The organism is Candidatus Endolissoclinum faulkneri L5 (assembly GCF_000510265.1).
Lineage (GTDB): Bacteria > Pseudomonadota > Alphaproteobacteria > Thalassobaculales > Thalassobaculaceae > Thalassobaculum > Thalassobaculum faulkneri_A.
Map to the genome: position 1 here is coordinate 286429 of NZ_CP006745.1, position 25905 is coordinate 312333.

Below are 25905 nucleotides of genomic sequence, written 5' to 3' on the forward strand. Positions count from 1 at the left end.
CATGACAGATGAAAGTAAAATTCAACCAATATTAGAAATTAAAAATCTTACGGTTGATTTGCCGAATGATAGCGATCGTATCCATGCAATAGAGGAAATTTCTATTTATGTTGATCCTTGTGAAATACTTTGCCTTGTAGGAGAGTCTGGTTCTGGTAAATCAGTAACTGCCTTTAGTGTCATGGGGTTGCTTCCTAAAGACCAGCTTACTCCTAGTAGCGGTACTATTGATTTGATGGGTGAAAACCTACTTGAAGTAAGCGCTAAACGTTTACGTGAATTGCGTGGTGCACGCATGTCGATGATTTTTCAGGAGCCGATGACAGCTTTAAATCCAACTATGACATGTGGTGATCAAATAAACGAAGTACTAGTCACTCATACTTCTATGAATTATGCAATGCGGAGAGCTAAGGTTATCAATATCTTGGGACAAATGCAGCTTACTGACTTATCAAGTATAGCTGATAGTTATCCGCATCAGTTGTCTGGAGGCCAACGTCAACGCATAATGATAGCAATGGCGCTAGTCTTGGATCCGGTTTTGCTAATTGCAGACGAGCCGACTACTGCACTCGACGTTACTACGCAAGAACAGATTCTTAGGCTAATTAAGGAAATCCAGCATAATCATGAGACAGCCGTGCTTTTTATCACACATGATTTTGGTGTGGTAGCTGAGATTGCTGATCGTGTGGTTGTTATGCAAGCGGGGAGAGTAATTGAGCAGGGGCCAGCGAAATTAGTTTTAAAACAGCCTAACTCACCTTATACAAAGATGTTGATCAGCTCAGTGCCAAACTTTGTTTCGCATTGTCGACCGCTTACAAAGAATGCGCCAATAGTCTTAGCAACTAAAAATCTTTGTAAGACATATGTAAGAAGAGGACTGTTTCAAAAAACTCGCGAAATTCGTGCTGCTCATAGTGTTAATTTAGAAATTCGACGTGGGGCAACTTTAGGCATAGTTGGTGAATCAGGTTCCGGTAAGTCTACAGTTGCACGCTGCATTGCTCGATTGATTGATCCTACTTCCGGTCACATATATTTGGAAAGTTATGATATTGCTCAAGTTTCCCAGAATAGTTTGCGTGCTTTACGCAGTCGGGTTCAGATAATCTTTCAAGATCCATATCGCTCTCTCAATCCACGTCGTACCGTTGGTGCATCAATTATCGAAGGACTGGTTAACTATGGTATGAGTAAAAAAGAAGCATATAATCGTGCCTGTTTATTGATGCCTCTAGTTCGGATTGATCCAGATGTGCTAAATCGCTTTCCTCATCAATTTTCTGGTGGGCAGCGTCAGCGTATTTGCATAGCTCGCGCACTGGCTATGGAACCAGATTTAATCATTGCCGACGAAGCTGTTTCTGCTCTAGACGTATCAGTTCAATCTCAGGTGCTAGAATTGCTCGATGATGTTCGGCGCAGGTTAAATTTAGCTGTCTTATTTATTACACACGATTTGCGTGTAGCTGCGCAAGTTTGCGATACAGTTGCAGTAATGCATCGTGGTGAAGTAGTCGAATATGGTGAAGCCACGAGAGTATTTGATAATCCACAGCATGAATATACTCGCGCATTGTTTGCTGCCGCGCCCGGCCGCGGTTTTGATTTTGCTAATGTCTCTATATCCACATGAATGATTTTTTATAAAAATTTAATTATTAATATAAAAATAAGTTATTTGATTTCTTTTACTAGAGAAAAATTTATTAGGGAACAATGCAAAATATTAGTTTTGCATCAATATTTTTTTAGCATGTTTTGTATTAACGCTTAAAGATCATTGTATTTTGGTTAGCTTTACCTCTAAGTATATAGAGGTGATAGCATTTTTTTTTGAGTAGAGATAAATTTATCTAGCCGCTAGATTTTTACTCATTAATTTAATTATGTTTTATTAGTCTGCTATAGACTGTCTTATTACGGAATTAAATTATTTATTTAAAAACCAAAATAAATAATTGCCTTTATACATCAATAAATAATTGCCTTTATACATCATTTTCTTTATGAACTGGAGTAATATTTATTACTAATATAGTAATATTATTTCTAATACTGGTGTACTAACTTGCATTAGTTAGTAATTAACCTTAAGTTTAAATCTTTTTAATAGGCTCTTTGATTGTGTTTAGCACATCATGGATGCGATATAATACCTTTGTATGGTGAATAATTTTTTATATAATTATTTGTAGAGCTAATATTCAAACATAGCATAACATATAGCTAAGGATTGTATTATCGGTAATTCTTAAAGAGTCAGTATTATAATTACTTAGATATTGTTTGTTATGTTAAATTAATTGATTTTCAAATCGAGTTTTAAAATAATGTGCGAAACTAGTTTATTACAGTATTTTCGATAAATTTTTTAATGGATTTGTTACATCAATTTATTATTAATCTAGGGGCGGTTTGGCTTAATGTTTCTGCTAAAACATTACTTTTGAAATCAGTAATTGCTTAAATTTTTCTATTGTAGAATGTTTTTGTTTATTATTTTAAAGATTTTCTTTAAAATATATGGTTGAAAGCAAACTTACACAAGTTTTATAGTCTATTGTATTGTAAATTAACTTTTACAGTAAACATATCATTGAAGTAAATATGGCATTTGAAAAACTCCCAATTTACCATCTGTAGTTTATAAACCAATTACTAAGGGTTAAACTGTTAGTTTTAGAATTGGTTATGGAATTTCATAGTTTAAAAGATGTATACTGGGTACAATATAAATATCTAATCTCAAATAGCAAATCAATCTATAGCCTAATACTTAAGTACAGGCTATAGATTGATTTGCTATTTTTTGCATTCTTTTAAACTATAATATAGGCTAACAAGTAGAATAGGGGCGTTTATATATTTCTTGAATTTATAATTGATTTGCACAATCCTTCTACAATTAACATAACATTATATTGGGAATTAACATAACATTATATTGGGATATGGGATAACAGAGTCTAAGCCTGTTATCCCATATTACAAGAGAATTCTCTTGTCGTAGGTTGAGAAAAATTTTTACTTAACTTATGCTGCCGAAGAGATTTGAACTCTCGACCTCTCCCTTACCAAGGGAGTGCTCTACCTCTGAGCTACGGCAGCATCTACTAACTGGCAAAATAATGGTGTTAAAATGCGAAAGCCACTATCTTACCCTATATACATTGCCAGAGAAAATGGTTAAGCGCAAGTAGATTGATAAAATTAATAATGATGTATTCAAACTATTCTAAAATGCTCTAGTATAATTAGAAATTATCCGCGAAATTAGGCAGATGAATTGTTAAATTGATTTATGTAAAATAGAAGATGAAAAAAATTTTTATAGAAGCTCAACTAACTGTTAACAATTTGCTAATTATAATGATTGTTGAAAGCTTGGGATAAAAATGCATTAGTAATAAGCAAGAAATTAACATCATATTGCTAATCCGTCAGCGGATTAAAAAATTCATAGAAACATGTATCGAATTTGAGCTTTGCTGGGTTCATTAATTTAGACTAATTTATAAAAATATTTTTGTGTTACATATGCATCAGATTCGTGTACGGGGTGGAAGACCTCTCCGCGGGATCATTCCTATAAGCGGCGCCAAGAATGCTGCTTTACCCTTGATGGCAGCATGTCTATTGTCCTGTAAACCAGTGAATTTGAGCAATGTTCCGGATGTAGCTGATATTGCCTCAATGACTAATCTCTTACGTGAACACGGAGTACGCATAGAGCGGGATGGTGGAGATATGACAATGAATGCTGCTCAGGTTGAGAGTACTACCGCTCCTTATGACCTCGTGCGAAAAATGCGTGCTTCGGTTCTTGTACTTGGACCATTGGTAGCACGATTTGGAAAGGCTCAAGTATCTTTACCTGGTGGTTGTGCCATAGGCAATCGTCCGATTGATTTGCATTTGAAAGGTCTTGCAGATCTTGGTGCTGAGTTAAGCATCGAAGATGGTTATATAGAGGCTAAGGCGCCAAAAGGTCGTTTGCAATGCGGGCGATTTACTTTTCCTTTTGTCTCAGTCGGAGCGACTGAGAATCTTATGATGGCAGCGTCTTTGGCTCAGGGCGAGACAGTGTTAATCAATTCAGCACGAGAGCCGGAAATTAGTGATTTAGCAAAATTACTCGTTGCTATGGGTGCTGAAATTGAGGGGGCTGGTAGTGATACTATCTATATCCAAGGTAAATCAGAGCTAGGCGGTGCTACTCATCGAGTGGTTGCAGATCGTATAGAAACAGGCACTTATGCTATGGCAGTAGCTATTGTAGGCACTGAAGTAATCCTTAGCAATACCGATTTATTGCTGATTAACGCAACTGCTAAAACTTTAAGGCAGGCAGGAGTTACTTTAGAAACTGTTGAAGGTGGTGTTCGTGTTTCTAGAGGTGATGAACCTGTACTGGGCGTCGATATGATGACCGAGCCATATCCTGGTTTTCCTACTGATTTGCAAGCGCAGTTTATGTCGTTGATGAGCGTATCTCGGGGTAAGTCTATGGTTACTGAGACTATTTTTGATAATCGTTTTATGCACGTACAAGAGTTGTCGCGTATGGGTGCTAATATCACTGTGCACGAAGCTTCAGCCATTATACGCGGCGTAGAGAAATTGAAGGGTGCGCAGGTTATCGCAACTGATTTACGTGCTTCTGTTTCTCTAGTGCTAGCCGGGCTAGTTGCGGAAGGAGAGACAATAATTGATCGAATTTATCATCTAGATCGGGGCTATCAAGATTTGATTGGCAAGCTATCCGCTTGCGGTGCAGATGTGAGTAAAATAGTTTCTGGTTAATCTGTATCTGCTACTTTTACATAGATATTGGTAGAAAATAGGTTGATTCTTGTTAATGCATTCAGCTTGTTTGTTGTATATACAGAAAACTTTATGGATTCCTGTACATTTAATAATAATATAATCACTTCTATCTTTGAAAGACATTGCTAACTTTTGACTAATAGTTTATATATACTATGTTAATCTTAGATGTTTTCGTAAATAGTGTATGTCGCTATATGCATTGTTATTAGGTTGAAAAAGATACATTGAACTAGCAATAATATCGTACGGTATTATTGCTACTAAATAATAAGTATGTGCTTGTAGTAGGTTACTAGTATATTATGCTACTTTTACTATTATTAGTTGAAATTTTATGGATATTTTACCTCAGCAGGAAAAAATTTTTATTTCTATTTAGCTAAAATTATGTTTGATTGCGTTGACGCAGATGGTGACTTTATTTCAATAAATAAACAATTTTGTTTAGCTTAATCTTTGTACGGTATTGCATTGCATGAACACGAATGATAAGCTGGTATTGGCTATACCTAAGGGGCGTATTTTGAATGCGATTACACCGCTAATGTTGCGTGCTGGGGTCGAGTTAAAAGATAGATTATCCGAAAAATACGCACGTCAGCTTCAATTTGCCACTACTGACCCAAACGTTGAGATTGTCTTAGTAAGTAGCTTTGATGTTGTCACTTTTCTGGCTTTTGGCGCTGCTCATCTAGCAATAGCTGGTTCGGATGTTTTGATGGAGTTTAATCATCCGGAAGTTTATACTCCAGTAAATTTAGATGTTAGTATTTGCCACTTAGCAGTTGCTGCTCCTGCGAAGCAGTGTTCTAAAAAAGATTCGTATCGTTCTTCTTATATGCGTGTGGCTACTAAGTATCCAAATCTTGCTCGTAACTATTTTGCGCAGTATGGAATACAAGCTGAGTGTATTAAATTAAATGGTGCTTTGGAAATGGCTCCAAATCTAGGCTTGTGTTGCCGCATTGTTGATTTGGTACAAACTGGCTCAACCCTAAAGGCGAATGGTTTAGTTGAAATCGCCAAAATCGCAGATGTAAGTGCACGACTTGCAGTGAATCGTACAGCGCTAAAGATTAGACCTAGGCTGGTTAGCGAGTTAATCGAACGTTTTCGAGGGGCTGTCAGTGCCACGTAGACTAGTGACTAGCAATACCGATTTTTCTACTGCATTTGATGATTTAATTAACTGCAAGAGTGTCAATAGATATTATATAAATGAATTGGTGTCGAGGATTATTGCAGATGTCATTGATAGTGGTGATTTAGCATTGCTGGATTACACTCGCAGATTCGACTTTTTTGACCCTATTGAGATAGGGCTATCAATAGACAATGCAGAAATTAAGGCAGCAGTTGCGCGCATCGACTCTGATACTCGGAAGTCACTAGAATTAGCTGTTGAGAGAATCGAAAATTTTCATCGCCGTCAACTTCCTAAGGATTTTGAAATTAATGAAATGCTTGGAGTACGCGTAAGCATGCGCTGGTCTGCGATAAACTCAGTTGGACTTTATGTTCCTGGTGGCACTGCAGCATACCCTTCATCAGTGCTAATGAATTCACTGCCCGCTAAAATAGCCGGTGTATCGCGTAGAGTTATGATGGTACCAACCCCAGATGGAGTGGTTAATGATTTAGTGCTGGCTGCTGCTCATATTGCTGGTGTTAATGAAATTTGGCGAATCGGAGGAGCTCAAGCTATTGCTGCACTAGCATACGGTACGCAAACTATTACTAAGGTTGATAAAATTGTTGGCCCCGGTAATGCCTATGTAACCGCTGCTAAACAGCATGTTTTTGGGAAAGTAGGGATAGATAATTTGGCTGGCCCGTCCGAAATTTTAGTGGTTGCCGATGCTCAAAACAATCCACACTGGATTGCAACTGACCTATTGAGTCAGGCAGAACATGACCCTTTAGCGCAAGCTATTCTCGTTACTGATGATAAAGCTTTCGCTAATTCTGTAGCTACTGCTGTGGAGGATCACCTTGTTACTTTACCTCGCATTGAAATAGCTGAGAAAAGCTGGCGTGTTTATGGTGCTATAATTGTTACCCAATCAATGGAAGAAATACCTGAAATAGTTAATCGGATAGCTCCTGAGCATTTAGAGTTGGCTATAGCAGATCCGGAGGCCATGGCTTTACAAATTCGTCATGCAGGGGCAATTTTTTTAGGTCGATTTACACCGGTTGCGCTAGGAGATTATTTAGCTGGACCAAACCATGTGTTACCTACAGCTGGAACAGCACGGTTTTCTTCCGCTCTTAGTGTGTTTGATTTCATGAAGTATACAACAACCGTAGCTGCTGATCCAAAGGGGCTTGCATATTTGGGCCCAGCAGCGATTAAACTAGCTGAAATGGAAGGTCTCAGTGCGCACGCGCGTTCGGTAGCAATTCGAATAGAGCAGCCCTAACTGGAATTATAAGCTACAATAATTATCTTTAAGAGATAATTATTGTAGCTTATAATTGGCTTATCGATAAAAGCATTGGCATTACAAATTTATTGTCGATGTAGTATGATTATTTATTATATTATCTTTAAAGAATAGACTAACGATTCAATTCTTTATTATGACGATTTTTGATCATATTTTTGTGAATTGCTACTCATGAATAATTCGTAGAATAATTTTTTAATCAAGCTTGGCGACGCTGTTAAATAGCCACTATTTTTAATAGTTAAAGTTATCGAGCCTTCCTAGAAATTATCGAAAATGTAGATAGTCTATAAATTTATTTTTAATTTTTGCTAGAGAAATTGCAGCTACTAAATAATCAAATCTTAGTGTAGATTATTTCAATACATATTGTTTTGTTTAATGTAGTTACTATAACATTAGTATTTTTAATAAATAATTTCTATTAAATAAATATTTAATATTAAATGGCTGAACTGTATTATATGACTTAGAAATGGTATGTATATGAGGTTGATTCTCGCTAAAAAATTCTTTAATTACGTGCTTAAGCCTACTTCATTAAATTTATTATTTTCTTAGCTGATATCATCAGTTTTTTATCACTTTGATTATGATTATTAAATCATGAGCTTATATATTTTTGATAACTAGTCAATTAGCTAACTTTTGCAGTTAAAATCTTATCTCTGAATTGTTAACGTAGTTGTTGGATAAAATTATCCATCACGCTAGTAAAGAATTTATTTAATAAAAGGCTGAAGATGCAAAATAACGCGGCGGTTTTGTTGTTATAGCTAGAAAAAGAGTAATTTAATTAAGAGACTTAAGGATTTCTTGATTATAATTATTATTTCTTTGACAACAGCCTTATATGTTTAACGGATTAAGAGCGTAGTATTTGTGTTAGTTAGAATTTTATTCACTAAATAATCTTACATATTGTTATGCAAATCAATTTATGATTAAAGCAAAGAGATTTAATAAATTTATTATTTACTTTTACTCTAAAAGTAATGATTCCACTGCTTTGTTAGCGGGCTTAGGCTAAAAGTAAGAGAATAATTGATTGATGCCAATTTAGTTATAATTTACTGCTTGAAATTTATTCCTAGCGAATTAGTATATTACGTACCTTTTCTATTATCCCTAGTAAGGATTAGTTGACTTGATAAATCAATACAAGGTGTTTTGGCCTTTTTCATTATTTACAGAGTGACTTTCACAGATCTAATAGTTGCAAGTTATTTTTAATGATTTGTTAAAAAAAACTTGATCTTTGCTACTAGCATTAGCACTTAAGGCTGGCTTAAACTGCGATAGGGCGCAATGATGGCAAAAGAAGACATGATCGAGTTTTCAGGCACTATCGCTGAACTTCTACCGAATGCGATGTTTCGTGTTAGGCTGGATAACGACCACGAAGTTCTAGCCCATACCAGCGGTAAAATGCGAAAGAATCGTATTCGAGTATTGGCTGGTGATCGAGTAAATGTCGAAATGACTCCTTACGACCTAAGCAAGGGCCGTATTACCTTCAGATTTAAGTAATCTTTTCTAACTGACATTATCAGGATGACCTCACCGATATTATTCCGTGCTCCAGAAGGCAGTCAATTTGTATTTGCATCTACTTCTAAGCTACTTAGGAATTTGTTAGCACAAATTGGACTTTTTCCTGACTTGGTAGATAATCCTAAAGTTAATCAATTTCCATTTCCGACCGAACGTGTTCGCATCTATGCAACGCGCATAGCTATATCCCAAGCAAAGTTAGTAGCTCATCGTTATCCCGATAGTTTTATATTGGCCGCTAATACAGTGGTAGCCTGCGGTCGCCGGATTTTACCCAAAACATATAGAGCTAATGAGGCTAGGCAATGCTTAAAGTTGTTGTCCGGCCGACGTCACAGAGTAGTTGGTGGTATTTGCGTAATCGATCCGCGAGGTAGGGGTTATGAGCGCTTGGTGGAAACAAGAGTTGGCTTTAAACGATTATCAGATACTGAGATTGATGCTTATCTTAATTCTGGTGAGTGGTTTGATAAAGTTGGTGGTTACGCAGCCAATGGATTAGCCGGTGCTTATGTTAATTTTTTAAACGGCTCTTATTTTAATGTGCTAGGTTTAGCCTTAGCAGAGACTTATTCCTTGTTGCATGGCCTTGGTTTTACTTATTTATAAACTTTCAATGTAGAAGTATTAAGTAATCTTTTTCTATCAGGCCTTTTAAAGATTATGGATATAATTTTTTAAAGAAATAGAAATACAATTAGCGATTTTATTCCATAAATTGCTTATTTAAGTTGCCTAATGTGTTTTATTATACGACTTACTGGTAAGTAAAACGCTAGTAAAGTATGCAGCATTTATTGTATCAATCAGACTATACTAGCAATGCGGATTGCTAGTATAGTCTGATTGATACAAAGCAACTATCTGGCAATATAATCATTAATAAATCTATTGCCAGATAGTCTACTATTGAAACTTATTATAAAAATAAATGAAGCTATATTCAGTGTATTGATATATCTAAAAAGTTAACTTCATTAATGAATCAACTAATAAGATCAATATTAATCTTTTATTATAACTATTTAAAGTTATTATTTTATTACTTGTATATCTAGGATGAAAAATCTAGACAATATGATGGCGATGCCCAGGGGAGGAATTGAACCACCGACACGCGGAACTTCAATCCGCTGCTCTACCAACTGAGCTACCTGGGCTTTACAAGGGGATGTATCGTAGCAAATATAGTAAAATTTGTCTAGTAAAACTTATAAAAAATTCTGAAATTATGCAATTCGAAGCAACCATAAATGTAGATAATTTAATTTTTATGTTCATTTTCTATGATATAATGTTCTGATATTATTTAATTTGAAACGCAAATGTTATTTTTTTTGCTCTTAAAAATAAAATACTATCACAATTGTTATTAACATTATTAACTCAGCTTCTGTATCGAAACAGAATGGATCGCACTTAACGGTAACTTTTAGCTGATTGCACAAGGAACTGCAGTGAAGAAATAAGATAAGATCGTATAATAATTAATCAAACTATTACAAATGAATGCATTCTACGATAAAGTTTAAAATGTAACATAATTAGCTTCATTAATGGTTGATTAATTCTTCATTTTACTGAATACCATGAGACATAATCTTGTATTCTCAAAAGTAATTTATTTATCAGATAAATAATAATGCTTATGCATTTTTAAATATATTTTATTGTTTGATATATTAGTTCATTAATTTTGCCTATTTCTGCAATGAATATATTGATAAGGTAAGTAAACGTGTTGTATATACAGTTTAGGATGAAACAGTTTTATTGCTAAATAAATCGATTAATTCTACGTCAAAGTCTCCAAAGTTTCTAAAAAGATAAGCATGCTTATCTTTTTAGCGGTCTATGTTTTTTTGTTTTTAACAACCAATATAACTTTTCATAAAATTGATAAAATACTTATAGTATTGTGCTTGTTTATTTTTGATTTGCTAATCAATGCATCAATTATCGTTTAATTGATTACATATTTGTAATTTACTGATATCTAAAAATAACATAACGATATTATGTCTTAAATAAGTAACATTCGTTAATACGTTTTCTATATAACGATCAATTCGAAAGATAATAGTTATGAAGCCACAGCAGTTACCTTCAGTACCATTATTCTCTTCTGGGCCATGCGCAAAACGTCCTGGATGGGCTAACGATGTACTCTCAGGTGCTGCTCTTGGGCGTTCTCATCGCTCGAAAATAGGAAAAGCTAAACTGTGTGAAGTTATTAATCGCTCACGCAATATTCTTGGCATTCCTGATAACTATCTAGTCGGTATAGTACCTGCTTCTGATACGGGGGCTATGGAAATGGTACTTTGGTCTATGCTTGGTTCTCGTGGTATTGTAATGCTAGCTTGGGAAAGCTTTGGGGCCTGCTGGGTTAATGATGTAACTAATCAACTTAAACTTAACAATGTTCAAGTCATGGAGGCTCCTTACGGTCAAATTGTTAATCTAGCGGAGGTGGATTTTTCCAGAGATGTAGTCTTTACTTGGAATGGCACTACTTCAGGTGTACGTGTCCCCGATGGAGATTGGATTCTAGCCAACCGTAGTGGGCTGACTATTTGTGACGCTACCTCAGCAGTATTTGCTATGGATCTTGCTTGGGAAAAACTGGATGTAGTTACTTGGTCTTGGCAAAAAGTTCTAGGTGGTGAGGGAGCGCATGGCATGCTAGCAATGAGCCCTAGGGCAATTGATCGACTGGTAAGCTATGTACCTCCATGGCCAATACCTAAATTGTTTCGCATAGTTAATGGCGGTAAACTTAACAAAGGTATCTTTGTTGGTGAAACCATTAATACTCCTTCTATGTTAGCTGTTGAAGACGCTATTGATACTTTGACTTGGGCTGAAAAGATAGGAGGCTTGATTACTTTGATTAATCGTTGCGAAGCTAATCTTGCGGTAATTGAGCATTGGGTTGCAAATTCTGACTGGGTAAGTTTTCTTGCAAATGATAAATCTATCAGATCTTGTACGTCAATTTGCCTATCAATAGTGGATCCTGCATTTCTTGCACTTTCTTATTTTAATCAAGCTATTATAGCTAAAAATATTGCTAAACTAGTTGAAGATGAAGGTGCTGGTTATGATATTGCTAGCCATCGGGATGCTCCGCCAGGGTTACGAATTTGGGGTGGGGCCACGGTGGAAACTCAAGATATTAACGCACTGCTTCCTTGGCTTGATTGGGCTTGGGGCAAGGTTAAACCTAAAATTACAAACTTTACTTAACTTATTTTATTGTATGTTCTATGAATACGATAACTTTGCTTAATCAACTTTTGTTACTGATTATATATCGTAAGTATTATTCGCAAAATGCTTAATTTAAGCCTGCAGAATACATTCTATCAATAAATATTTGCGATTTAGCTGTTTAGTCAATGCTCTTTATTGTGTATAAGTAATTATAAAAAACCAACATTAGTTTAATTTATACTATTTTTTAGACTATAAAATCAAGACCAGTTCTCGATAATATAGATTATATTTTATAATTTCTATATATTCGTATGGCTGTATTTATACGACTTATAAAGTTTTATATTTATATTTTACTGTATAAATAATGAGGGAATGGATTTATATCATTCTTAAAAAGAATCAATATTTAGCTAATAATGGCAATGTTGTAGTCAATTTTTATCAGTTAAGCTAAACTAAAAAGGCTAAATTAGCCATTATAATCGTCAAATAATCAATAGTTAATTTACTAGAGTATGGTATAGGGAGCGTTCGTTCATTGAACGCTTATTACACAAATATAGTACTAACCGTAGCAATAAATTAGATATAAATAGAGGATAATTAAGTAATAACATTTAATTTATTTTGTATTGATATATTTAAGTATCATTTTTATTTATGACAATATTTATTGTTATCGACTTAAATTATAAAAATATTGTTTAATTTTTAGTTTATATTATGGTCAATCAATTTTTAAAGAAAATTACCAAATTATCTTTAAAAAGACTAGTAAAAACTAGTCTACGATAAAAGCCACCCAATTAAGGTTCTTATTAAGAAAGATTTGCTATAAGCGTATGCCTGTTTGTACCTGGATAAAAGTATTCAGCACTAGTGTTGGCTTAAGCTATCCTTGTTCATTTTAAATTATAATCAAGCAGTAGGCTAAAGTACCATAAAAGATTATAATTACTTATCTTTACGTGTGTGCTTTTTTAAATAAAAGTTATATAAGCTAACCTTTAAAATTACGTTACTGTGTATGGATTTAAACTAATTGTCACCTTGAGGCTGATTGAAATAATTGTACTCTAGTATAATTTTAGCAGTAATAATGTTTAAAATTATACTAGCTAATAATAAAAGATAATTCAGCGCTATATTGATCTTATGTAGTAGCTTTTTCGCAAATTAAGAATTTTATCGATTTGTTTATCAAGCTTCATTTTCGAATAATATTAAAATATTAATGCGGTGCTGACTTGTTATTATTATTAGAGAAAAAATGAAAATAACCATCTTAATCTCTATTTATCTTATACAGAGTTAAATTTCTATCAGCTATTTGCTTTAAAATCTAGATAGTTAACAAAGCTATTTTACAAAAGATAATCTATAAATCTGCAGTTTTTATAATTTTATTAAATGAATTTTTCATAAGCATTCAGAGTATATTAGCTATAACATTTTAATTGTTATGGTATTCATTATTGTAGTGCAATTCTTTAATTAAAAGAAAGCTTCATTAAATCTCATAGAAAAAAGTTACTAATAAGCTCTGATTTTTAGATATTTTTTATACGGAAGCCTACTACATTGAATTATTTATATGTACTGCAATAAATACCAAATGCCAACCTATTCATAATAAAATTTATAAATAGATAATATCATAAGTTATATAAAAAATATAAATAAAATATTTGGGTTATTTTTGATGCTAGTGCTCGGAGTTTTTAAATATTAAATTATTAGACTAAGTCTATTAGTAATTAGATTTTACGCTAGTAAAATTGTTTGATTACTTAATCTTTTCAATACTTAAAAATGACATTATTGCCATTAGTATTGCTCGCTCGTTTTGTTTTATATTTTGACTAAGTTAAAATGTCTTTTAATAATCAATAGACTAATATTGTCTATCCTTTAATAAAAGATAGGGAAATATAATATTTCAAATGATGTTTTTCTATCCATAATTGATTTTATACAAACTATCGTAGGCTATGTAGAATGGTTTATTTGAGAAGATTCCCATTGTTGCCAGTAATTATGATGCTTGCTTATACTTAGATTGATTTATTTTGTTTACTGCACACAGCAATACGATTATAATTGAAATTTTTCAATTATAATTTCGAGAAAATAGAGAAATTAATTTGATTCTCTTACAGAGAACAAGTTGTAATACTAGGCACTTCTGGTTGCTGCAATAATGCCCTGATGGGAGCAAAGTTTTGCCGATGATGTTGGGTTACACCTAATTTTGCTAGTGCTTTTTTGTGTTCTACCGTGCCATATCCAGCATTACGTTCCCACCCATAACCCTGATAGCTTTTTGCTAGAATTGACATTGTAGAATCGCGCGTTTGCTTTGCCATAATGGATGCAAGGGCGATTGATTTGGATATTTTATCGCCTTTTACTACAGCCTGAGTAGGCCAATGGCAAGTGGGAAGCTTATTGCCATCGACTAACACATTAGTTGGTTCTCGATTTATAGTATTTACAAGAGCATTTATTGCACGCTCCATTGCCTTTAGTGTAGCAACTAAAATGTTTGTAGCATTGATCTCAGCAACCTCTGCTATACCTAATTCAATTACTGCATAAGGTTTTGTTGAGATTATGACTTTTGCTCGAGATTTTTGTGTTAAAGCTTTACTATCAACAATCATATAAGATATCGCTTCTGGAATAAGGTCTAGATTGATCCAGGACGCGCCTGCTATTATAGGGCCAGCTAACGCTCCACGTCCAACCTCGTCTACACCAAATACGGTAGCTCCTTTATTGGCGCCGGAAGCTAACTCTAGATTAAAACCCTGATTATCAATCGTGTTTTGCTCAGCTATCACTTTTTATTTTTGGTTTTTTCGCAGAAAAATAAAATTTATACTTTGCTTAACTTTTGCTAAGCAGGCTAAATTTGTCTTTAGTGACTTACAATAGATATTTTGCACTTATTGACCTGACGATTGTATGAACAGCTTTGCCATAACGTTAAGGCAATTTTTAGATGAATGGTTCAATTTTATATCCAATATTGTGATCTACTTATTATTCTGAATAATGAATTCGTAGATATTCGGAATATTGCTAATAAAATTGATTACACTGTTAATCGTGACATCTTTTATTAATATAACTTTAGCTAAAATCATAATGATGACAGAACAGAAGATAACTGCTATTTTCGCTATGAATTTTGATCTAATCATTGCTTAATCTATATTATTGAGAACGGCAGCATACCTGCAGTATGGCATATAAAATATATTTTTTTAAATTAGATTGATTGCCCCGTAAAAGAAAGAAATTTTAAAGAAAAATTATACCAGAGAATATTATTTCATAAATTAGAATTATAGACTGGATTTTGCTTAAATTAGAATGAATTACGATTCACTCAAAACACTATGGATAACACATATTTAATTTCTAATTAGATACAATTATACTAACGCTTATTTTAGATAAGCAACAGCGCGTGAGTAAAATCTTTCAGATAAGTTTACACTTTATAGCTATTGGTAAATTTTATTGACAATCACCCATAACGCCTAAATGTCTAGTTAAGATAGGTATAAAAGAACATACATAATTGTAGACCGATTCAAGCTAGGCGATAATAATTACTATACCATTAAGTATTTTTATATTGTAACTGGTTATTTTAGGCGTAATATTATTTACGCAGTAAGCTTTTGAAAAAACATTGATAACATTTATAAATGTAATTAAATATACACAAAAGTATATTAGTAAGTAAATATTCGAATTTAAAAAATTTTTTCATAAAACCAAACGAAAAACAATCTGATGTATAAAGTACAAGCGTATCCATTATCACGTATATTAATCATCTTATAAGTAAGATATACAGAAGTAAATTAGCATTCTAATCGACAAGAAAGTTCCTAAACCTGTTGGTACTTTAAAAGCAATTCAATATTATAAGCAAAAGTGTAAAGTATAGTACCTCGGTACTATACTTTACGAAAAACAGACACATTGAGTAAATTATATTGTTTCAAAAATACAAAATTACTTGTCGAGTAGCTAGAATAAATTAGAAGATTTTACATATTTTGATATATAGGACCTTCACCTCCTTGCGGTACAACCCACTTGATATTTTGCTTTGGATCTTTAATATCGCAGGCCTTACAATGGATGCAGTTCTGAAAGTTGATCTGCAGACGTGGATTTTGGCCATTCTTGTCACGAATAATTTCATAAACACCAGCTGGACAATAGCGTTGTTCTGGACTATCATAGATTGTCAAATTAAAACGGACCGGCAGGGATGGATCCTTCAGTATAAGATGTGAGGGTTGATTATCCTCATGGTTAGTATTAGACAAAAATATAGAAGAGAGCTTGTCGAAGCTAATTTTTCCATCCGGCTTAGGATAAGAAATTTGTTGCGCTTGTGAAGCTGGCATCATTCTCGTGTGGTCACAGACATGGTGGAAAGTCCAAGGAGCCTTGCCGCGAAATATATAAGTGTCAATAGCAGAATAAGCTATTCCAGGTAAAAGTCCAGCACGAAAAGCTGGACGTATATTGCGTGCTTTATAAAGCTCGTCGTATACCCAACTCTTCTTGAGCCTACTCACATATTCTGATAGCACAATCCTGTGCGATACTTTGTTACCGCTTAAAGCCTCGAATATGGCTTCAGCAGCAATCATACCAGATTTTATAGCGTTATGACTACCCTTGATCTTAGGTACGTTCAAAAACCCGGCTGCGCAACCAATAAGGGCGCCTCCAGGAAATGTTAGTTGCGGAATTGATTGCCAACCGCCTTCGTTTAATGTACGTGCACCGTAGCCGATGCGATGACCTCCCTCAAAAATTGCTCGAATGGATGGGTGCTGCTTAACTCGTTGAAACTCATCAAACGGCGAGAAAAAGGGATTATTATAGTCTAAGCCCATAATAAAGCCTACCGTTACTTGATTGTCTTCCAAGTGATACAGGAATGACCCGCCATAGGTATTCCTCTTCATTGGCCATCCGAGTGTGTGAATAATCTTACCTGCTTTATGCTTTTTCGGTTCAATTTCCCACATTTCTTTTATGCCTATACCGTAAGTTTGTGGATCGCAGTTCTTACGTAAATTAAAGCGCTCCATTAACTCCTGACTGAGCGAACCGCGGCAGCCTTCTGCAAATAGCGTAATTTTAGCGTGCAGCTCTATGCCTGGCTGATATCTAGTAGTTTTTTTGCCAGTTTTGCTAATTCCAAGGTCTCGGGTAGCGACACCTTTTACACTACCGTCCTCGTGGTAAAGTACCTCAGAAGCGGCAAAGCCCTGACATATTTCAATATCTAATTTTTCAGCTTGCTTGCCAAGCCAACGCACTAAGTTCGCTAGGCTTACAATATAATTACCATGGTTATTCATATTTGGCGGGGTAGGTAATTGTATTGAGGAGTTTTTAGTTAAGAAAAGTAGATGATCCTCGGTAGCTGGTGTATTTAGTGGAGCTCCTTTTTTTTGACAATTAGGAATTAATTCGTTTAGGGCGCGAGGCTCAATAACAGCTCCGGATAAAATATGGGCGCCGATTTCAACACCTTTTTCCAAAACAATAACAGATAGTTGCACACCATTTTCAACACACTGCTGTCTTATTCTGATCGCTGCTGCTAAGCCTGATGGACCGCCTCCGACAATAACTACATCGTATTCGATCGATTCTCGATTCATTATTCATTCTCGCTTAAAATTAAATTGTATTATGCATTTTTGTTATTAGTTGGTAATAAATAATCTTTTAGTCTATAATTAAAGCTGGTCGTGTATTTTTAGGTGAATATGCTTGGCAGAATACCTAACATAAAAATGAGAATAACTGATACTGACATTGATGTGGTAATTAAAACTCTTCTCGCTTGGTATGAGGAGGCTGGGGTAGATGAGATAATACTTGACAGACCAGTAAATCGAACAAGCACAGCGCCAAATTCAACACAAAGATCAAAAAAAAAGTACGCGGCGCCGAGCTGTAGTTTATCTAGAGATTTTTTACGATCTGTTGATAGATCAGGTAACATACATTTTGATCTTAAGGAGGCAGTTCAGGCTGCTCGTACTGCTGCGAATCGCGCAGGATCTTTGGATGCATTAAACGTTGCTGTAGAGAGATTTGATTACTGTAGTCTAAAGATTACGGCCAACACTACTGTTTTTGCAGACGGTATCCCTGGCGCAGAGGTTATGATTGTTGGTGAGGCGCCAGGCGCAGATGAGGACCGCCAAGGTAAGCCTTTTGTCGGAGTTAGTGGCCGTTTGCTTGATTGTATGCTAGCTAGCATCGGCCTTTCGCGTTCTAAATCAGTTTATATAACTAACATTATTCCTTGGCGTCCACCTGGGAATCGGCCGCCTACATCTGCTGAAATTAGCATTTGTATTCCATTCGTAGAGAGGCATATCGAATTGGCAGCACCAAGAATCTTGATGTTAGCTGGAGGGACGTCAGCTAGAGCATTGATGAGAATGCAGGATGGTATTGCTAGCTTACGCGGTAATTTTATGAATTGGACCTCACCAAATCATCAGGAAACTATTCCGGCCTTAGCAACTTACCATCCTGCTTATCTTTTACGCACTCCAGGACAAAAAGCTAGTGCATGGAATGATCTGCTTACATTACGCTGTCGTTTAGATGCTATTGCTAATAAATTTTAATTTTTATTGTAATGCTGATATTCAAATTAGGAAAATTGATTAAATAAACAGCGATTCGTTTTTCATATAGTTAAGGATACTGATTGTATATTAGAAATATCCCTTTATTTAAATTTTTATTAAAAATTTTTTAACGGAAAATTTATTTTACAATACTGTTTAAGAGTTAGAACGTAAATAAAATTTCATCAAACACTATTTTACGAATACACAAAAATGTTGTTCTGATTGTATTAAAAATTAATTCGTTTTAGTTATTTTTGCGTATAAATGGATAGCAATTGCTGTTATTGTGCAACTAGATCAAATATACTAGTAATAAGCTGGACATTCTGTAGTTTGTTTATAAACTTTTGGACTTTAACTGAAATGGTCATAATTAAACATGAGGGAGTATTTGTCGATCATATGCTAGTCCATTCAAAATCTTTTCTATAATGCAAATTATGGATGCTATCCTTTAATATAGAAATTTTTTACTGGAAAAATATTTTAATAGCTTTTTACAAGCTATGATATTTTGTGTTAAATAATTAATTTAATCAAACTTTTTCATTAAATTTCCGGATCAATATTGTTTTACTGTATTTTTACTAAAAGTTTTACTTTCTTATTAATCAAGCTAATTGGCACTTTTTGTATTGTATTTACGATTGATTTAAATTTAAAATATAAAATTTTATCAAAATGACAGTGTATTTGAGCGTTATTGGCCGCCAAATTGCTTGAATCTATGCTATGATGCTTGCTGTATTACTAATCTAGTAAAAAGCTACTATCGGGCTGAGTTTTTAAAGCTAGTTGTGTGATTTTTTGCTGAAGTTATTAATTTTTTTATTATTCTAATATAAACTGGCATTTTTATTGCTTATTACAATTAGTCAAGAACAACAGTTTTAACAATGGAGTGCTTTTCTAAGTTTGATACTCAGCCTCGCATTCGTCTTTCGCCAGCAAAAGTTAACCTTGCCTTACACCTGACTGGCAGAAGATCGGACGGTTATCATTTTATTGACACACTTGTAGCATTTGCTGATTTTGGTGACTTAGTGACCTGGCAACCAGGTGGTTCTGCCTGTTCATTTGAAGTAAAAGATTGTTTTAATCGGTCTAAACCAATACCAAGAAACACTTCTAATCTAGTATGGCGGGCTTTGTCACTTTCAGGAAGGCTTAATCAGTCTTTACTATCTGGATCTTTGATCTTAGAGAAATTCTTACCTTCAGGCGCTGGGATAGGTAGCGGGTCAAGCAATGCCGCTACTGTTATGCATTTAATACTTGATGATCTTAATATAGAAAACGATATTTTGTATAGTAAAGCACTAACGCTTGGAAGCGATGTACCAGTTTGCCTATCTGGTTGTCCCAGTCGGGTAGAAGGTGTTGGCGAACAGCTAACCACCATTACTTTAGCTAAACCATTGCCAGTGGTCATGGTTTGGCCCGGAGCAAGCCTTTCTACTGCATCTGTTTTTAGATTAAGAAAATTGGATAATTGCGGCAATATACCAGCAACAGCTATTAACTGTTTAGCTACTGATCCTTTAAGCGCTATTGCAGGATTACGTAATGACCTAGAATGTATATCTTGTTATTTGCTCCCTGCTGTTAAGGAAGCGATGCTAGCGCTGCAAAATTGCAGCGGTTGCCGTGTCGCTCGAATGTCTGGGAGTGGATCTATTGTAGTAGGCTACTTCGAAAATCAAGGCAGTGCCAAGGCTGCTGCAAAATTGCTAGCATTTTATGCACCAAGTTGGTGGGTGTGTGCTTGTACCTTACTGCTATAGTGATTTATTTAGCGTTAGTTAACAATTGTGCTTTAGTAAGTTTTAATAACAATCAAGATGTTTAATGAATTGCTGTCAGATTGATTAGATCCATTAATTTACTAATGTTACAAAATATATATTTTCAGTCATTAAGTTAGAAATTTGCTAAGAATTCATTGAATGATAGTAGAATAATGCCATCGTGATAAAATGTTTTTATTAATTACTGTTAACTTAGTTAGCATTATTATAATTTTAAATTTATTCTAATTTATCAAAATATTTGACTAATTTATTGCCTAAGGCGGATACTACTATTCGAGATGTAATTGTCATGTTGTATATTTTCTTAAATAGAGTGAAAACACTCTATTATTTTCAAGCTTACTAGCCTTTTAGAGTAGAAGGATATTTCTATATAAATAAATTAGCTTGTTCTCTATAATCGTTTATCAATTAAAAATTTACGGTAAGCAAACACTTAATGATTAAGTTACTTTATGAGTAACTATGGCTAATATTGTTACTCTTACGATTTGAAGCTTATTTTCCAAAATAGCCTCACAGTGCAGTGCAATTATCTTAATAGATAAAAACTCATAGGCTTCCCTAAAAGGAATTGTCATTGCTATTATCTAGAGGATTTATACTGTGTTTATTCCTAGCATTGTAGGAGAAATGCTAAATAACTGTCCGAATATGTTTTATCAGCCGTATATTTTAAAATTGCTGCATACAATTATGCGATAGTAATTTATAATCTTTTAGCAATAAAAGAAGCTGTATCATACAATTTTGCTTTTTAGGTTTCTATAATTAAAATAATTGTTAGATGATACATGCATAATTTAGACTGAAAAAATTATGCATTACTTATAATATAAGATATTTAGGATAATTAAATTAATTAATACTACTGTCTTTGGTTAATTTACGATCGTTAGCATTTAGCCTAATACAATAGCCAAGGCTATTATAATACCCGCATTTCTGTTTGATAAAAAGGTCTTCAAACATATACGAGGATTGTCCAGATCTATATTCCATAATTGACATGAAAAATTAACAGCAGATAAAAGGATTCCAATATAGGCTATTGCTCCTAAACCAGCTTGCCAAACACTAGCAATAAGCAGGATTACTGTAAGAACATAAAACATAGCGAGCGCTGGTTTGGTTATATCCCCCAAAAATAGTGCCAAAGAGCGCACACCAACTATGAGATCATCTGTCTTATCTTGATAAGCGTAAATTGTGTCATAACCTAGTGTCCAGAAGAATCCAGCTGCATAAGCTAATAAAGCGGCTGGTGAAATAGCTTCTTTCACTGCCAAAAAACCAAGTAAAACTCCTGAGTTAAATGTTAAGCCAAGTACCGCTTGTGGCCAATAAGTTACTCGTTTAGCTGCTGGATAAAAAATGACTAATAACAATACTAACAACCCTAATACACAGGAAGTTGGATTAAGTTGTAATAAAATAACAAGGCCAACAGAGAGTTGAGCAATCAGAAAGACTATAGCTCCAAAAGTCATCAACTCGCCGCTAGCTAACGGTCGATTTGCGGTACGTGCGACTTGTGAGTCGATTTTACGATCCCAAAGATCGTTCAACGTGCAACCAGCACCTCGCATTACAAATGCGCCAATTCCAAATAGTAATAAGATTTGTAATATATCTAACAAAGGTGTAGCCGAAAGAGGTCTCCCCATTTCCTGCCAAGCTAAAGCTATACCCCATAAGCAAGGCAAGTAAAGTAGCCAGGTACCGATAGGTCGATCAATTCGGGCTAGTTTTGCATAAGCTCGCCAGGACCGCGGTAGCCATCGATCAATCCAATTATCTTGAGGAATATCACTTGCACTGAGCAAAAATTTTTTATTCATAGGTTAGTAAATTAAGTCCATTCGGAAAAAAGATTAAACTATTTACTCATCTAATTTAAGTCGGAGCAAATTAAATATTTTAAGGGAAATTGCTTAAGATGCTTCCCACAAAACATTATGGCCAATAGTCAATTTTCACTCTGTTATTTTTAATCTCAACATAAATTTTTGCATTTCGTTGAAAAATATCAAAAGTATTCTTTGTGTCTTCGACAGCAAGCAACTTTGATAAAAGTTTTTTTAGATAGTTCCTTTGCCCGGAAAGAGACTCAGAGATCGAAGCATAGCATTTAAAATTTAGACTTAATTGTTTACAAAAATTAGCTGCACTTAACTAAACTCATAAGTAAGTACGTTTATTATTCAACCATCAATATATTTATTACAATAATAATTGTACAAGCTTATCTATTATTGTAGAAAGAGTTCATTGTATAACTCAATCCAAAAAAAATCATCTCAAAATCTCCTAAAATTATAATAAACTAGGCCATTATTCCTAAAATTATAATAAACTAGGCCATTAATAATAAACTCGGTCATTAATGGATATATTTTCTTAAAGTTTCCGTCATAATATCAGGATTAGTTCCGTGACTAAAATAGGTTACATAATTGCCTTTTGGATCAAGCAAATAAGTGATAGACGAGTGATCTATCAAATATTCTGAACCAGCTTCATTTTCGGTTTTATTATAGTATACTCGGAAATCCTTGGCCACTTTAGCAATTTGTTGCGGTGTGCCGGTTAGCATCGCAAATCTAGGGTGAAAATACTCGTGATAACTAGCCAATTGCTTAACAGTATCGCGTTGTGGGTCGATTGTAATAAAAATTGGTGTTACTTTATCAGCCAATGGACCAAGTTTGTTGAGCGCCTTTGTAATTACCATCAGATTAGTGGGACAAATATCAGGACAGAAAGTATAGCCAAACAATACTATCTGCCAAGTGCCTTTATAGGTATTTTCAGATACTTGTTTCCCGGTATGATCAATTAATCTTAGGCTCCCACCTATATTGATCTGCCCATCTCTTGCTTGCCAAATATGATATCCTGCTGTAACAGTTCCTATTATTGTCATGGCGAGTAAACTGATGATAAAAAACAAAATTCGGGAGGACATTAGACAACTTTCCTAAATTCCGAAATAATAATTATTCAGTAAAAATTATTAGTAAATCATTATGTGTAAAGCTAGTGAATGGAGTGAACACAACTCATTACAAGCTTAACTTATTAGCTGATTGCTACACTTATTATGTTTCTTGAACTAAAAATAAAATAGTTTCCGTACCTTAAAAAATAAAATAGTTTCCGCACCTTAATTTTATAAGCAGTAGATAAAACCTTTATTTTTTATAAGTCGACAACTAACTGATTTATAATCATAAATCTATTATCTCAACAAGTTTATTACTTAATATTTTTAAGCATTCGTTAGTTATAGATTATTTATATAGTAGTTATAGATTATTTAATAGTTAATCTTTACGTCGTATATTGTCTCATAGCTTATCTATAAAAAAGTTCCAATAATTTATTATTAAAAATAATTGCGTGTTGTCGAACAATTTTAATCAGAAAAATTCAAAATAATTTAATGCTGTATATCTTAGAATATTTTATTAATTAAAATGATCTTATTAATTAAAATGATCTTAAAAATTTACCAATTGTAACGTAGATATTGATTAATTGAATATTTTGCGCTGAAAATAGAATCCTTCTAAAGAAGATTAAGTCATTATCTAAAGAAGATTAAGTCATTAATGGTATTAAGGGAGCATGTACAATGGTAGGTTTATATTTTAAATGTAAAATCTACTTAAGGCCATTATCTTTTAAGGATTTATGATAAAGCATTTATTAAAAAAATTTTATTTACAAAAAATTCCAATTGAGGTGATTTGTTATTATGATTATCAATCTTGCTGATTGAACAAAAGTTGTAAAATAAGTACATGTGGGAATGTAGATAAAATACGAAAGATTAACGATAGTTATAAAACTGAGGTTTTTAGCACAACTGAAGAAGGGCCCGTAGTTCAGTGGTCAGAACGCGCCGCTCATAACGGTGTTGTCACAGGTTCGAATCCTGTCGGGCCCACCATTTTAATTAAACTCTTAATAGACAAACTAAATGATTCAAAACGCTGAATATTGATGACTATTAGTAATTTAAGCTTGAAAATTATTTTGCTAGTTGTGATCTAATTGAAAATTTAAATGCCATGCGAAGTTGCTGTATATAATCCTAATATTGCTTAGTATCATTTGCACGTGGGTTTTATTTGTCGACCCGTAAAAATATTTAACTGGGAGTTAATCTGATTAATAATATCCTTGTAATTATTGAATTTTGAAATGAAGTGCTATAATTAATCATAGCATAATAGAATAATTAATGTTACTTCCCTAATAACCATTAACTGATGCTATCCATTACTTTAGATATGAGTAACAATCATGTGTTTTTGTTTATTTCATCAATATCCAGGCTAAAGGATTAGTATATTTTAATATTGTATAAAATGATACTTAAGGACATTAAAAAGATCAGCATTACCTCTAGCTAAAAATTATTTGAATCGAGTTAAAGTATTATGAGCTAAGAATTATTATTCTCTTAGCACTTTCTAAAAAGATTCTATCCACCGTATTAAAGTGTGCAGAAGTTTATGTTGAGCTATGAAATTCTTCTGTCAAATTGTCGCTATTTGTTTTAAGTTTATAGCTAAATTTTTTATTTTAGTGGAGAATAAATGCATTGCTGTTTTGCATTTTGAAAACAATTAAAATACTTAACTTAATTGTTTTATTTAAGTTATTTGCCAGTGTGCAATTAATTAATAAGCGATTCGGTAAATTTATAGATAGTTCGACTGAACGCTCATAGATTAGCGAAAAATAGTGTTAGGTTGTTATTATAAGAATCAATAGCTTATATAAAATGATACTATAGTTAATCTGTGTCAGACAAATTTTTAATTATATCTAGTATTTTTAAGATTTTAAAAACTCCAAAGACAACTACTTTATCAACTTGATGTAAAAATTAAAGTAAGACTTACTTTACAGGTGTTTAACAGACAATCAATTAAAAATATAGAAATTAATTTAAAGATATCTTAAATTAAGTAAAGTAGAGTACTAATTATTCGTTAAATTTATAAAAAGATTAAAAGGCTATCTCCTTTAATTGCGCTTTTAGGAAAATAATATTTAAATTATAGTACAAATTAGCGCTTATTATAACAAAAATTATCCAATTCATGCTGCTTAACTTAGGATAATTACGCATTAACGCTTACATATGACACTCTATTAAACTCTTCTTTCGAAGAAAAACTCTTTAAATTGTTTCCTTCGTTACGGCGCTTGCTTCTTAAGCAAAGATGAGAGATTTTTTCAACACAAAACAATAGTTTTTTCTTTACTGGTCTAGATTGTATACTTTAGTAGTACTAGGTTGTATAGTAGAGC

At 33.6% G+C, this 25905-nt stretch carries 14 protein-coding genes and 3 tRNA genes; 10 read left to right on the top strand and 7 right to left on the bottom strand.

The features are described 5' to 3' along the window. Window position 1: 1 nt before the first annotated feature. Window positions 2-1645 (top strand): ABC transporter ATP-binding protein, encoded by a 1644-nt coding sequence (locus P856_RS00945; protein ID WP_025300309.1) that lies wholly within the window; start codon window positions 2-4, stop codon window positions 1643-1645. A gap of 1403 nt (window positions 1646-3048) precedes the next feature. Here P856_RS00945 and P856_RS00950 read toward each other — a convergent pair. Continuing rightward, a tRNA-Thr gene (locus P856_RS00950) sits at window positions 3049-3120 on the bottom strand. Between the two features lie 429 nt (window positions 3121-3549). Here P856_RS00950 and murA point away from each other — a divergent pair. The 5 genes from murA (at window position 3550) to P856_RS00975 (ending at window position 9455) form a co-directional block, all read left to right on the top strand. Then, window positions 3550-4815 carry a UDP-N-acetylglucosamine 1-carboxyvinyltransferase gene (murA, locus tag P856_RS00955; protein ID WP_025300310.1) on the top strand — a complete coding sequence of 422 codons (1266 nt, stop codon included), beginning with the start codon at window positions 3550-3552 and terminating at the stop codon, window positions 4813-4815. 502 nt (window positions 4816-5317) lie between these two features. Next, a complete protein-coding gene (gene hisG / locus P856_RS00960) occupies window positions 5318-5980 on the top strand; it encodes an ATP phosphoribosyltransferase (RefSeq protein WP_025300311.1) in 663 nt (220 codons plus the stop codon). After that, the gene (gene hisD / locus P856_RS00965; protein ID WP_025300312.1) at window positions 5970-7265 is read left to right on the top strand and encodes a histidinol dehydrogenase; all 1296 of its coding nucleotides are present in this window, start codon (window positions 5970-5972) and stop codon (window positions 7263-7265) included. Before hisG ends, hisD begins: the two co-directional genes overlap by 11 nt. 1338 nt (window positions 7266-8603) lie before the next feature. After that, window positions 8604-8822, top strand: coding sequence for a translation initiation factor IF-1 (gene infA, locus P856_RS00970; RefSeq protein ID WP_025300313.1), 219 nt, complete (start codon window positions 8604-8606; stop codon window positions 8820-8822). Between the two features lie 24 nt (window positions 8823-8846). Further along, a complete protein-coding gene (locus P856_RS00975; protein WP_025300314.1) occupies window positions 8847-9455 on the top strand; it encodes a Maf family protein in 609 nt (202 codons plus the stop codon). A 478-nt stretch (window positions 9456-9933) separates the two neighbouring features. Here P856_RS00975 and P856_RS00980 read toward each other — a convergent pair. Further along, window positions 9934-10006, bottom strand: a tRNA-Phe gene (locus P856_RS00980). A 925-nt stretch (window positions 10007-10931) separates the two neighbouring features. Here P856_RS00980 and P856_RS00985 point away from each other — a divergent pair. Next, window positions 10932-12095, top strand: coding sequence for a phosphoserine transaminase (locus P856_RS00985; RefSeq protein ID WP_025300315.1), 1164 nt, complete (start codon window positions 10932-10934; stop codon window positions 12093-12095). A gap of 2126 nt (window positions 12096-14221) precedes the next feature. On the opposite strand, the gene P856_RS00990 is transcribed toward P856_RS00985, so the two are convergent. Continuing rightward, window positions 14222-14911 carry a ribonuclease HII gene (locus P856_RS00990; RefSeq protein ID WP_025300316.1) on the bottom strand — a complete coding sequence of 230 codons (690 nt, stop codon included), beginning with the start codon at window positions 14909-14911 and terminating at the stop codon, window positions 14222-14224. Window positions 14912-16135: 1224 nt separating this feature from the next. Beyond that, window positions 16136-17776 (bottom strand): electron transfer flavoprotein-ubiquinone oxidoreductase, encoded by a 1641-nt coding sequence (locus tag P856_RS00995; RefSeq protein WP_025300317.1) that lies wholly within the window; start codon window positions 17774-17776, stop codon window positions 16136-16138. A 108-nt stretch (window positions 17777-17884) separates the two neighbouring features. On the opposite strand from P856_RS00995, the gene P856_RS01000 reads away from it, so the two are divergent. Continuing rightward, window positions 17885-18760, top strand: a complete 876-nt coding sequence (locus tag P856_RS01000) for a uracil-DNA glycosylase (RefSeq protein ID WP_025300318.1) — start codon at window positions 17885-17887, stop codon at window positions 18758-18760. Between the two features lie 902 nt (window positions 18761-19662). Next, window positions 19663-20550 carry a 4-(cytidine 5'-diphospho)-2-C-methyl-D-erythritol kinase gene (locus P856_RS01005; protein WP_025300319.1) on the top strand — a complete coding sequence of 296 codons (888 nt, stop codon included), beginning with the start codon at window positions 19663-19665 and terminating at the stop codon, window positions 20548-20550. A 470-nt stretch (window positions 20551-21020) separates the two neighbouring features. Here P856_RS01005 and P856_RS04460 read toward each other — a convergent pair whose 3' ends face one another. From P856_RS04460 to P856_RS01015, 3 genes are all read right to left on the bottom strand, one after another. Beyond that, complete coding sequence (locus P856_RS04460; protein WP_158380568.1) at window positions 21021-21158, bottom strand: hypothetical protein; 138 nt, start codon at window positions 21156-21158, stop codon at window positions 21021-21023. Window positions 21159-21479: 321 nt separating this feature from the next. After that, a complete protein-coding gene (ubiA, locus tag P856_RS01010; protein ID WP_025300320.1) occupies window positions 21480-22418 on the bottom strand; it encodes a 4-hydroxybenzoate octaprenyltransferase in 939 nt (312 codons plus the stop codon). Window positions 22419-22960: 542 nt separating this feature from the next. Continuing rightward, window positions 22961-23545, bottom strand: coding sequence for an SCO family protein (locus P856_RS01015; RefSeq protein ID WP_025300321.1), 585 nt, complete (start codon window positions 23543-23545; stop codon window positions 22961-22963). Window positions 23546-24456: 911 nt separating this feature from the next. Here P856_RS01015 and P856_RS01020 point away from each other — a divergent pair. Continuing rightward, a tRNA-Ile gene (locus P856_RS01020) sits at window positions 24457-24532 on the top strand. Window positions 24533-25905: the final 1373 nt, after the last annotated feature.